This window comes from Arcticibacter sp., from assembly GCF_045629565.1.
In the GTDB taxonomy this organism is placed as follows: domain Bacteria; phylum Bacteroidota; class Bacteroidia; order Sphingobacteriales; family Sphingobacteriaceae; genus Arcticibacter.
On sequence record NZ_JAZQRL010000044.1, the window covers coordinates 1 to 10,748 of the forward strand.

Consider the following 10,748-nt stretch of genomic DNA (forward strand, 5'->3'; position numbering starts at 1 on the left):
CAGTAGAACTTACCGAGCTTAGCGTCAGTCCGGTTATACAAGCGGAAGGTAACACCGAACGACAAGAAATATACCAGTCTGGAAAGGTCAGTATCAAAGGGTTTACCGGTGATCCAATCGCAGTAAATGACTGGATTTATAAGTTGAAGGAGCGGGCATGGGTACAACAAGTACAAATGCAGCGGTTCTCACCGACTGAAGAAAAAGGAATTCAGGAATTTGAAATGTCGTTGACGTATTAGATGAGAGGCGCGGAGATATCATATAAGATTCGTAATCGCCTGCTTCTGATAGCTTGGGTGTTGATCCTGTTGCTGAGCTGGCCTCTTGCTCTGAAAAAGACGTGGGAGGAGATTGATTTGCATAAGGTGTTGAAAGGCAAAGGCGAGGAAACCTTACTTAGCTATAATCCAAATCATTTGAAAGAAAAAGAGGAGGTCCTTGGGCGCTTGTTGATACGATACACGTTGGATTCTGCTGAGTGGAAGAATGAGTTCTGGATGAAGGTATCGGGAGCGGCATCGAGATCACGAGTTTCGGTTAACTATAATCCGGATGTGCGAAGTTTAACGCCTGCTGCGGATTCAGCCATGATGAACCAGCGGATATCGTTTGAAGGCGACTACAGGAATTTGGTTTTGCTGATGGATACATTGGAGAAGACACAAGGAGTGGGTTTTTTGCGATCAGCTTCTTTTAAAAAGGTAAAAAGCAGAAGTGCGGAGGTAGAGGATAAGTTGTATTTGAATCTGGTTTTTGGGGCTTTAAAAAATGATAACTAATACTAGATATATGAAAATAAGCATACTTTCAGGTCTGTTACTCACCTCAATAAGTAGCATATTATTCGCTCAAAATAACACCTTTCCTTCAACTGGAAGTGTAGGGATAGGAACACTCTCCCCACACGCGAAATTGCATGTTTATCAATCGCAGCGGCTTGGTACCGAATTGAATAACTTTAGCCTTTTAGCTACTTTCAGCGCTAGTGCACATGCTAACAATGTTCAAAATAATGTGTGGCTTGTCCGGGATTCACCGGGAGATAGCTGGCTAACGAGTCGACTACACGATGGTATTTCAGTAGATGTATCGTTTAGAAATCCAAGGGTGGATAGCAAGACTTGGTGGGAGAGAGATCCATACAATGATATTCAGTCATGGGGTCAAGCGGGATTGACTTACCTAACAATCAACAAAGGGAACGTAGGGATTGGGACTACTGACACCCGAGGCTACAAGCTAGCAGTAAATGGAAAAGTCCGCGCTAAAGAAGTGAAAGTGGAGGCCACTAATTGGCCCGACTACGTATTCTCATCATCGCATGAGAAACCGTCTCTAAAAGACCTTGAAGTTTATATCAATGATAATAAGCACCTACCAGAAATTCCATCAGCTAAACAAGTGGAGGATGAGGGATTAAGTTTAGGTGAAATGAATGCTCTGCTCTTAAAAAAGATTGAAGAACTGACCTTATACCTAATAGAGCAGAATAAGAAATCAGAGAAGCAAGAGCGCCGCATCGGAGAACTTGAACGACTAATAAAACCTTGATATGAAACTGATAATTTTGCTATTTGTGCTGTGTGCATCATTCATGACTACGGACGTGTTTAGTCAGACTAGTGGAAGTATTACAGTCCACGGTGATAATGACAAATACTACCCGGTCTCGTGGCTGGATGGAAATTGGAACGCTAACCGCCCGACAAATCTCCAAATTGGTCGTTCATACGTTCACGCTAATAGCTCATGGAGAGGATCCCTCGTGTCTACCTTCAGTTTTCACGTTAACAACTTCGGGCACCAAACAAAGTTTATAAATGCGTTTATAGCAACCTATAATGCGAATTTTATTGCGGGATGGAGAGATGTGACTGATAATAGTGCATCCCTTCGGATCATTATATGGCTTAAGGGAGGAGGAACCACGTACGCATATAATGCAGATGCAGACGTATCTCCTGTTGTATATGATAACGTTCAAAATGCTTTGCCCTATAATGAATCGAGCGGTTTGAATCACACTTTCAAAACTTCCATTGATCCTTATGTCAATTTAACGGGAGATTCCAGAGCCTCGAACGCTTTTTTCAATGGCGACGGGACCAGTTACTTTAAAGGCAACCTAGGAGTCGGTACTACTGACACTAAGGGTTATAAATTAGCCGTAGCCGGATCTGTTGTAGCGGAATCGGTAAAAGTAAAGCTGCAAAGTTCCTGGCCTGACTATGTTTTCGATGAGAATTATCAATTGATGCCTTTATCCGAAACAGGGGAATATATTGAGAAATACAGGCATTTGCCTGGAATTCCATCTGCCGCAGAGGTTAAGAAAGAAGGGATAGATATTGGTGAGATAAATGCCAAGCTACTGAAAAAGATTGAGGAGTTGACGTTGCATCTCATACAGCTAAAGAAAGAGGTGGACGACCTGAAAGTTAAGAAATAGGATATGAGAAGCTTGAGAAGAATGTCAATGATCTTACCAATTGCAGGGATACTGGTTCTGGGTTCATGTAAAGATTTTATAGAACCTTCAATAGAGGATAAGAAGGTGTTTGTAAATGCACCGGCAGATAGTACTCAAACAAGTACTTATTTGCAGACATTCTGGTGGGAAGAAGTTGAGGACGCTCTTTCTTACCGGGTGCAGATTGTAACTCCGGGGTTTGCAAATGCGTCACGCCTGATTATGGACACGCTCGTCACAGGGAATAAGTTTCTCTACACATTAGATCCTGGTTTTTACGAATGGCGCATCCGAGGAGAGAATGGTAGCAGTAGTACGTTTTACGCTACGCAAATGTTGACCGTATTTGAATCGAATATAGGCTCACAAGTTTTGCAAGTTAATAGTCCTGCAAATGGACTCCTGACTAACCTACCTGAAACGGAATTCGCCTGGAACAACCTTTATGGAGCGAAGGTATATCGCTTACAGGTAGATACTAATAACTTCAGAGATGAAAAGGTGGTGTATTTAGATCGAACGACTACGGCCCTTGATTTGAAAGTTCATTTTTCAAAAGATCAAACATATCAATGGAGAGTCAGGGCAGAACAAGATTCTGCCGTTTCGAAATGGTCAACCGTTTCTGTAATTCGATACGATACAACCCCTCCTTCTGTTGTTACTTTAGTTAGTCCGACAAAAGGTGCATCGACGGCAAGTCCGGTTTCGTTGCAATGGAAGGCCATGACAGATGCGAGCAGCTATCAGCTGTACGTGTATAGAAGCGATACAACTACTCTTTACCATCCTTCCTTTCCTATGACGCTTAAAGTAGCCAATTATTCGTTCAAGGAAGGCGTTTTCGGAGAGGTGGTGTACTGGAAAGTTCGTGCAGCAGATCTGGCTGGGAACTGGGGCGCATTCAGTGAGCTAAGAAGCTTTACGATTCAATAACACATGAAGAACAAAACGATGACTGTTGTATTAATTGTTTCCGTGATGGCGGTTTGGGGTATTATTTTCTACCGGATTTTTCAAGCGTCTGGTGAGGAAAGTTCTCTTGCCACTGCAGCTGGCGTGAAGAAAAGTAGCTATGAGTCGTTGGATGAGTACAGGATGAAAGACACGCTCGTCTTGGCATTGAATTACCGTGATCCATTTTCTGGGAGACAGATGAAAGTAACACCCCCTCCAGCTGCTCCGGAGGCAATAGATCAAGCGGTGACGGCGATGTCAAACTATACTACTCCAGAGCCGGAAGTAAATTGGAGTGCAATACGGTACACCGGATATATCGTAAACCCTGAAATCAAAAGAATCGTAGCTCTCATGAATATCCAAGGCAAGGAATTTATGCTTACTGAGGGTCAACAAGCGGGGGGCGTGAAGATTTTAAAGAATAACAGAGATTCGGTTAAAGTATCCTATTCGGGAAAGACGAAGTTTTTAAAAGTTCAATAGTATGAGAAGATGGGTTTGTTTGATAAGCATAATGCAGGGTTTGTTTTTTACTGCCGGTGCTCAGGACCTTTTGAAAAGACAAGTAAGTAGGGTCACGACGGTAGAAGCGGATCGTAGTATAACAGCATATGTTTTCCCTGTAAGGAGAGAACCGGCCATCGACCCGGACGTAACTTACTATTGGTTTAAAGCAGGAACGATACATCATACTCAGGGAGGATATAGTGGTAGGTTGCTAAATGGGCACTTCTCTTCATTTTATCTGACTAAAAATCTGAAAGAGGAAGGTGATTTTACGAACGGAGTTAAGAGTGGACTTTGGCGGAACTGGCGAGAGAACGGCATCTTGGAAAGAACCGCTTATTACCGGAATGGGCTTGAGAATGGGAGGTTCTTCACGTATGATGATTCAGGTGTTGTGAAGCAGACCGGGAGAATGAAGGATGGAAAGTTTCATGGCAATGTGAAGACGTATGTTAGCCAGGATAGTGTAACCACCGTGTACTATAGAAATGGTGCTGTGGCGGCGAAAAAGAAGTGGCTGCCTAAAATTGGCTTCTCGAAATTTCCGAAGATTTGGCTCTGGAGAAAGGCGAAAGATATTAAGGATATTAACAATAATAGATAACATGAAATCAATATTCACAATCATCTTAGTGCTTGCTTTTATGTACACCAAAGGGCAGGCAATTACTAACATGCCTATCAATACTCCTGCAATAGGTTCGAATGCGTCGTTTGATAGATTTACTTACGATAACAAGCCTGTGGGCCATTATGCTTTAGGGTGGAATTTGGATTCTTGGAATGCAGGAGGCCCAACTGCATATCTTTCCGGATATGGAGGGTTGAAATTCTTTGCCAGTGGACAGCTGGCAATGTCAGTGCAATGGAACGGGAATGTTGGAATAGGAACAACCACACCAAGGGCCCTACTTGACGTTTCAACACTTATTAGTGGTGGTTCACTTGGGACTGTTTTTGCAAGACAAGCAGAAGGAAATTCTGAAGGGGATGGTACCTTCTTGGGCGTAAGAGCGTATGGAACACAGTTTGACTTTGGTAGTAAAAGCTTTTCTATAGAGCATAGTTTTTTTGGGGAGACTAATAGCTCGATTAATTTTTTCCGAGGAAGCAATCGAGTGGGAGGAGAAATTAGCTTTAATACATCTTCCAACATCGAGCAAATGAGAATATTGCATAACGGTAATGTCGGAATTGGAACATCCAGTCCAACGTCTAAGCTTACTGTTGCAGGTACCATCGCTGCTAGGGAGGTGAAAGTAACCGTGAATGCTGGTGCCGACTTTGTTTTTTATGATAATTACAGTCTTAAGCCACTGCAGGAGCTTGAATCCTTTATTAAAAAGAATAATCACTTACCAGAAATAGCCTCAGCCAAGCAGATGGAGGGCGAGGGAATAGACCTTTCAGAAATGAATATCAAGCTACTCCAAAAAATCGAAGAGTTGACACTTTACGTCATCAAGCAGCAAAAGGACATTGAAGAATTAAGAACCGAGTTGAGATTTAAAAAATAATGCTTAAAGCGTCTGCATTATATCTGGTGGTCGTGATTGCGTTGGTGATTGCGGTGTTTTGTGCCTCACTAATTACTGTGGCTGCTTTTTACCGGCAGGAACATCAAAAGAGTATGCGGTATGCGGAGTTGTCGGTTAATCTTGAGTCTGGACGGACGCTTATATTATCATCGAACTATCAGCTATATGATCAGGACGACAGATTGGATTTGTTTGAAGAGGAAAGTGATAGCGTTCTCTTGCGAAAAGAGCATTGGGGGATTTTTGATTTAGGGACGGTTAGCGCTTTTTCACAAAAAGATACCCTAAGCCAATCGTTTTTAATAGGGCTGGATGCGTCCGGAGACAAGTCAGTTATTTATCTCGCTGATGAAGACCGACCTCTTTCTGTGAGTGGCAGGACGCAAATCGTAGGTGCTGCAGACCTTCCCAAAGCCGGAATTAAGCAAGCTTACGTTGACGGCCGACCCTATGAAGGCAAGGAGCTTGTGAAAGGTGCAATACGTGAGAGCGGACGCTCCTTACCTGAACTAAACAAAACGTTAATTCTCCAGTTGCGGGAGGCTTTACAAGATAGCAGTGAAAGCGATCCGGTAAGTGCTGATTCTGTCAGCCATTCATTTTTCCTTAACGTTAAGAAAGTCAGAATCCCCCGCCGGAATCCAATAGTAGGGGACTCTTACTCGGGAAAGATCATGTTGCTATGTGATACCGTTCTGACGATTAAAAAAGACGCAAGGCTGAGTAACGTTCTGGTTTTCGCTCCTGGAATTGTAATTGAAAAAGGATTTCGCGGAAGCTGTCAGCTTTTTGCGGTTGATTCTGTTGTAACGAATGGCTCGGTGTCGTTCGATTATCCATCCGCCATAGGGGTACTTTCAAAAGGTAAAGGAGGAAATCAACCCAAAATAGCACTCGGCGAAGGGAGTAGATTCTCGGGTATTCTTTTTACTTATGAGCAGGAGCGCAGTGACCTGCAAACTCAGATCAGTTTAGGGAAGAATTGTAAGGTTTTGGGTGAGATCCATGCAAGTGGGTTCGTCAAGCTTGAAAAGCCGGTAATTATAGAAGGAAAAGTAGCCTGCAATCGCTTTATTATTCAGACGCCAAGCACCCTTTATGAGAACTATCTGATTGATATTATAATTAACCGGTCTAAACGTAGCCCTTATTATCTCACATCATCCTTGCTGAATTCGACGAGCAAGGAGCAACGCGTGTTGAAATGGCTAAAATAACTACAGCGAAAGTATCCGGATCAACATTGATCGAGGTGGTAATAGCTACAGTTATTATACTGGCAGTCTTTACAGTCGCAATAGGGATATTTACTAAGGTGACACAATCTGGGTATTCCGTTAGTCGGACGTCCGCCCGTCAGCAGATGGAAGCTATTATTGACCAAAGCATACGGGATCAAGACTATGAGGATGAAATTTTAGAGGCAGATAGTATTGACTATGAGAAATCAGTAGTTCCTTATTCAGGGTACGATGATTTGCTGTTGTTGAAGGTGGAAGCCAGGCAAGGTGCGACTACAATTGGTAAAATCCAGAAGATCGTCAGGAGGGAGGAACAATGAGAGCAGGTTTTCGGGTTGCTGCCTATACTATCCTTGAAATGACGATTGCAATGCTACTCGCAGCGATAACAATTGGAATAACATACACTGCTTTTTCTATGATCGGGCAGTCTTATAGACATTTTGATAAAGATAATAAAGAGCATACATCATTTGTGCTTGTCGACAAGCTTCTTCAAAAGGATATACAGGGGGCGGTATTAGTATCCAGCACATCGGAAGGAATTGACATCAAAGACAGTAAAGGAAACATCAGGTACATATTTACAGCTGATTATATTCTTAGAGACCAGTATGAGGTAAGTCGGGATACTTTTTATATACCGAATCGTGATTTAAGGGCTCTTTTTGAAAACGAAGAAGTAATGACGGAAGAGAGGCTGGTTGATTATATTGCCTTTTTCGCAACCCTTAACTCCCGAGAGTTTCCTCTGGTTTATCGTAAGTATTATAGTTCAACTGAACTAATTCAATTGCAAAAGTTAATTAAATCTGAATAGAGCCATGCCACCAATCGATCTTTCCGGCTATAAAGTTGCAAAAAAGCCTGTGTCTAAAATGCATCCTGTGCGTCCGGGACTTTCGGAGCTGCTGAATAAGGATATTTCCTTTGGGAAAGCAAAGGTCAGTGATAGAAAGAAAGAGGCTTTCTATATGGAATTAAGTACGCTGCTTCTTTCAGGGATAGATCTGCGGACGGCTTTGGATCTGATTCTGGTCGATCAGGATAAAGCAAAAGACAAGAGCTTGTTTGAAGGTATCCGAGAGGATGTATTGCAGGGAAAGCCCTTGTCTGATGCGCTTAATACAACGGGGAAGTTTAGTGATTACGAATATTATAGTATTCGGATCGGCGAGGAAACGGGTAGGATGGGAGAGGTGCTTACTGATATGGCTGGGTTCTTTAAGAATAAGATCAGTCAGCGGCGCAAGATCATCAGTGCAGTAACTTATCCTCTGATTGTACTGATGACATCGCTGGGAGCGGTTTTCTTTATGCTCAAGTTTGTCGTTCCGATGTTTGCTGATGTCTTTCAACGCTTTGGAGGAGAGCTTCCCTGGATAACGTCTGTTATTATCCGATGCTCAGCTTTTCTAGACAAGTATTTTTTGATGTTTGCTTTTGTAGTTGCTGGGTTCGTAGTCTTTTTGGTATTGAGTAGCGGGAAAATTTGGTTTCGAAGAGAGGTGTCTTCATTAGTGCTCAAGGTTCCATTGGTAGGTGACATTGTTAGCAAGATCTATCTTGCCCGGTTCGCTAATACGATGCGGTTGCTGGTTAGTACGGACACGCCATTGTTGCGATCGATCGCCTTGGTGAGGCAGATGATTGGATTCTATCCGATCGAAACGTCCCTTGAGGAGGTTGAGAAAGCTATTATGGGAGGTGATTCTTTGCACAGCAGTTTGGCGAGGTTTCCTTTTTATCCGGCCAAGTTGGTGCAGTTGATCAAGGTAGGGGAAGAGGTTAACAGGCTCGATTATTTTTTTGGTAAGATATCAGATCAATATACGGAGGAGGTTGAGTATAAGACGGGGACGATTAGCAGTCTGCTTGAACCGTTGATTATTATTTTTTTGGGGCTGGTGGTTGGGCTGGTCTTGATTGCTATGTATCTGCCGATGTTTCAGATGAGTAATAGTTTTTAAGGTATGGTAGGAAGAAGAAATAAGTAGAGGCTCTTATCTGAGACTAGTCTCAAAATCAAAGTGAATAAAAAAGTTTGTCCTAACGTAAATACTTTTTCACTGCAATCTGGCTGCAGGGAAAAGATTTAAAATTGCTGTGTGCTACTAATCATTTGATTACACATGGAAGCCGAAGGCTAAGAGAGATCAAACGAAGTATGGTCACTGCTGTATCGCGCTGAATATTAAACTATAAACACTTAAGTGATGAGAAAAATTTTATTCCTTTTCTTTAGTTTTTTGATGAATAATTTGCAGGCTCAGATATTCCCGGTTCCGATTTCTCCGGCTCCGACTGCGGCTGCTTTAGCTAAATACGCTGATATACCGATAAGTCTTTATACGGGTTTACCCCAAATAAACATTCCGTTATATGAGATATCAGGCAAGACTTTAAAGCTGCCGATTTCCCTATCCTACCATGCCGGCGGTTTTAAAGTCGAAGAAAATGCCTCTTGGGTGGGACTTGGCTGGTCTTTAAATGCTGGCGGGGTAGTTACGCGGACTGTCAGAGGACTTAATGACGATCTGCATGGTGGTTATTCAGCTTTCACGTTTCCTACCGGGCAGTTAACCTTTTATAATTTTTTTGAAGAAGTTATGGAAGAAAGAAGAGACACGGAACCGGACGTCTATTTCTTCAATTTTAACGGCTATTCGGGGAAGTTTGTGTTAAATCCCAATGATATGCCTAACAATAAATCTATCAAAGGATATATGATTCATAAGAGCGACATAGATATTCTATTTAATTATGAAACATCCTCTTTCACGATAAAGACTCCCGATGGCATCAAATATACCTTTTCTGATACTGAAACGACTAATCAAACTACTCTGTTCTGTGATGTGAAAAATAATCCCGGTGTGAAGAAAGATAAAGTTTCTTCAGTTGTCACTTCATGGTATCTAACTTCAATCGAAGCCCCCGTTGGAAATGAAAAGATATTATTAAAGTATGGTAATGAAAGCTATAAATATGAAGGTGCAAAGAGAGGCAAAGCAGGATATCGAACAAGTGGAGTGCTTGACTACATGTCCTACAGCTATTCAATAAGTAATGTATTTGGAAAGGTTCTAAAAGAAATCAGCTTTCCGGCAACAGGTTTGAAAATAGACTTCAAAGCTGAAAAAAATCGCGAAGATTTAGCAGATGGAGGTGCAAGAGCTCTTGAGGAAATGGTGGTGACTAATACGCCGAAAAATACCGTTCTTAAGAAATTTATCTTCAGCACCGACTATTTTGTGAACCCGGCTCTCCAATCCGTTCCCAATTCTATCCCGTCTGGTGAACGATATCTATATAAACGTCTCAAACTGCTAAATGTATTTGAAGAATCAGGGGATGGCCAGATTAAGACTCCTCCTTATCTTTTTGAGTATGAAAATGGAAGTCTGCCGCCAAAAAACGCAGAAAGCCAGGATCATTGGGGTTATAGTAATAGGGTGTATGGAAATTCGGCGGGTTATTATAATAATTACATGATGCCCGGGTACATGGGGGAGATGGATAATTCCTCTGAGTTCTTTTCAGTTAACTGTAACAACTCAATCACTAGCATTCCAGTAACTGGTTTGACCTATCTTAATGTACCAGGAATGAACAGGGAACCAAATCTCGAAGCGATGAAGGCGAATGTCTTACAGAAAGTTACTTATCCTGAAGGTGGGTCAACAGAATTTGAGTATGAAGCAAACAAGTATGCCTACGTTAACAATGTTCTCGATTACGAGCCAGAATTTCATGACTATCTTTATGATGCATTTGTCGATCGACCTGGTAATTATAATGGTAGCGCCGCAACCGAAAATGAGGAAAATGTTGAATCTTTTACGGTGCCGGAGGAAAAGACTTATGAGATCACCTTTGAAGTCGAAAATTCGACTTTAAGTAACGGTTTAGCTTATACCAATAACGAAGTTTTATTGACGGCAGATGGTATTGTCGACCCGATCTTGAGACTATATTATGATTATTCGCCAAATTATGATCCTTATAGAATTATATTTTTTGATGAAG

General features: G+C 42.0%; 13 protein-coding genes. All 13 read left to right on the forward strand.

What is annotated here, in order from left to right; translation table 11 throughout:
- Positions 1–242: PilN domain-containing protein (locus ACKI5J_RS05975; RefSeq protein ID WP_407427517.1), on the forward strand; the 242-nt coding region annotated here is incomplete at its 5' end.
- Complete coding sequence (locus ACKI5J_RS05980; RefSeq protein WP_407427519.1) at positions 243–782, forward strand: hypothetical protein; 540 nt, start codon at positions 243–245, stop codon at positions 780–782. It abuts the gene before it with no gap.
- Positions 783–792: 10 nt separating this feature from the next.
- Positions 793–1,554 carry a hypothetical protein gene (locus tag ACKI5J_RS05985; protein WP_407427521.1) on the forward strand — a complete coding sequence of 254 codons (762 nt, stop codon included), beginning with the start codon at positions 793–795 and terminating at the stop codon, positions 1,552–1,554.
- A gap of 1 nt (position 1,555) precedes the next feature.
- Positions 1,556–2,452, forward strand: coding sequence for a hypothetical protein (locus ACKI5J_RS05990; RefSeq protein WP_407427523.1), 897 nt, complete (start codon positions 1,556–1,558; stop codon positions 2,450–2,452).
- Between the two features lie 27 nt (positions 2,453–2,479).
- On the forward strand, positions 2,480–3,409 hold the full coding sequence (locus ACKI5J_RS05995; RefSeq protein WP_407427525.1) for a hypothetical protein: 930 nt from the start codon (positions 2,480–2,482) through the stop codon (positions 3,407–3,409).
- Between the two features lie 3 nt (positions 3,410–3,412).
- Positions 3,413–3,916, forward strand: coding sequence for a hypothetical protein (locus ACKI5J_RS06000; RefSeq protein WP_407427527.1), 504 nt, complete (start codon positions 3,413–3,415; stop codon positions 3,914–3,916).
- Between the two features lies 1 nt (position 3,917).
- Entirely contained in the window at positions 3,918–4,544 is a 627-nt protein-coding gene (locus ACKI5J_RS06005) for a toxin-antitoxin system YwqK family antitoxin (protein ID WP_407427529.1), read from the forward strand.
- Between the two features lies 1 nt (position 4,545).
- Entirely contained in the window at positions 4,546–5,457 is a 912-nt protein-coding gene (locus ACKI5J_RS06010) for a hypothetical protein (RefSeq protein ID WP_407427531.1), read from the forward strand.
- Positions 5,457–6,695 (forward strand): hypothetical protein, encoded by a 1,239-nt coding sequence (locus tag ACKI5J_RS06015; RefSeq protein ID WP_407427533.1) that lies wholly within the window; start codon positions 5,457–5,459, stop codon positions 6,693–6,695. Before ACKI5J_RS06010 ends, ACKI5J_RS06015 begins: the two co-directional genes overlap by 1 nt.
- On the forward strand, positions 6,683–7,039 hold the full coding sequence (locus tag ACKI5J_RS06020) for a hypothetical protein (RefSeq protein WP_407427535.1): 357 nt from the start codon (positions 6,683–6,685) through the stop codon (positions 7,037–7,039). The genes ACKI5J_RS06015 and ACKI5J_RS06020 overlap by 13 nt, the downstream gene beginning before the upstream one ends.
- On the forward strand, positions 7,036–7,539 hold the full coding sequence (locus ACKI5J_RS06025; protein ID WP_407427537.1) for a hypothetical protein: 504 nt from the start codon (positions 7,036–7,038) through the stop codon (positions 7,537–7,539). The genes ACKI5J_RS06020 and ACKI5J_RS06025 overlap by 4 nt, the downstream gene beginning before the upstream one ends.
- Before the next feature lie 4 nt (positions 7,540–7,543).
- Entirely contained in the window at positions 7,544–8,689 is a 1,146-nt protein-coding gene (locus ACKI5J_RS06030) for a type II secretion system F family protein (protein WP_407427539.1), read from the forward strand.
- A gap of 246 nt (positions 8,690–8,935) precedes the next feature.
- A partial coding sequence (locus ACKI5J_RS06035; RefSeq protein WP_407427541.1) for a hypothetical protein occupies positions 8,936–10,748 on the forward strand: 1,813 nt, incomplete at its 3' end.

What these genes read in the sequence shown, in the direction of transcription:
- ACKI5J_RS06005 (WP_407427529.1), top strand. Translation starts at nt 3,918, where the DNA reads ATGAGAAGATGGGTTTGTTTGATAAGCATAATGCAGGGTTTGTTTTTT.
- ACKI5J_RS06030 (WP_407427539.1), top strand. Translation starts at nt 7,544, where the DNA reads ATGCCACCAATCGATCTTTCCGGCTATAAAGTTGCAAAAAAGCCTGTG.
- ACKI5J_RS05980 (WP_407427519.1), top strand. Translation starts at nt 243, where the DNA reads ATGAGAGGCGCGGAGATATCATATAAGATTCGTAATCGCCTGCTTCTG.
- ACKI5J_RS05990 (WP_407427523.1), top strand. Translation starts at nt 1,556, where the DNA reads ATGAAACTGATAATTTTGCTATTTGTGCTGTGTGCATCATTCATGACT.
- ACKI5J_RS06000 (WP_407427527.1), top strand. Translation starts at nt 3,413, where the DNA reads ATGAAGAACAAAACGATGACTGTTGTATTAATTGTTTCCGTGATGGCG.
- ACKI5J_RS06020 (WP_407427535.1), top strand. Translation starts at nt 6,683, where the DNA reads ATGGCTAAAATAACTACAGCGAAAGTATCCGGATCAACATTGATCGAG.
- ACKI5J_RS06010 (WP_407427531.1), top strand. Translation starts at nt 4,546, where the DNA reads ATGAAATCAATATTCACAATCATCTTAGTGCTTGCTTTTATGTACACC.
- ACKI5J_RS06015 (WP_407427533.1), top strand. Translation starts at nt 5,457, where the DNA reads ATGCTTAAAGCGTCTGCATTATATCTGGTGGTCGTGATTGCGTTGGTG.
- ACKI5J_RS05995 (WP_407427525.1), top strand. Translation starts at nt 2,480, where the DNA reads ATGATCTTACCAATTGCAGGGATACTGGTTCTGGGTTCATGTAAAGAT.
- ACKI5J_RS05985 (WP_407427521.1), top strand. Translation starts at nt 793, where the DNA reads ATGAAAATAAGCATACTTTCAGGTCTGTTACTCACCTCAATAAGTAGC.
- ACKI5J_RS06025 (WP_407427537.1), top strand. Translation starts at nt 7,036, where the DNA reads ATGAGAGCAGGTTTTCGGGTTGCTGCCTATACTATCCTTGAAATGACG.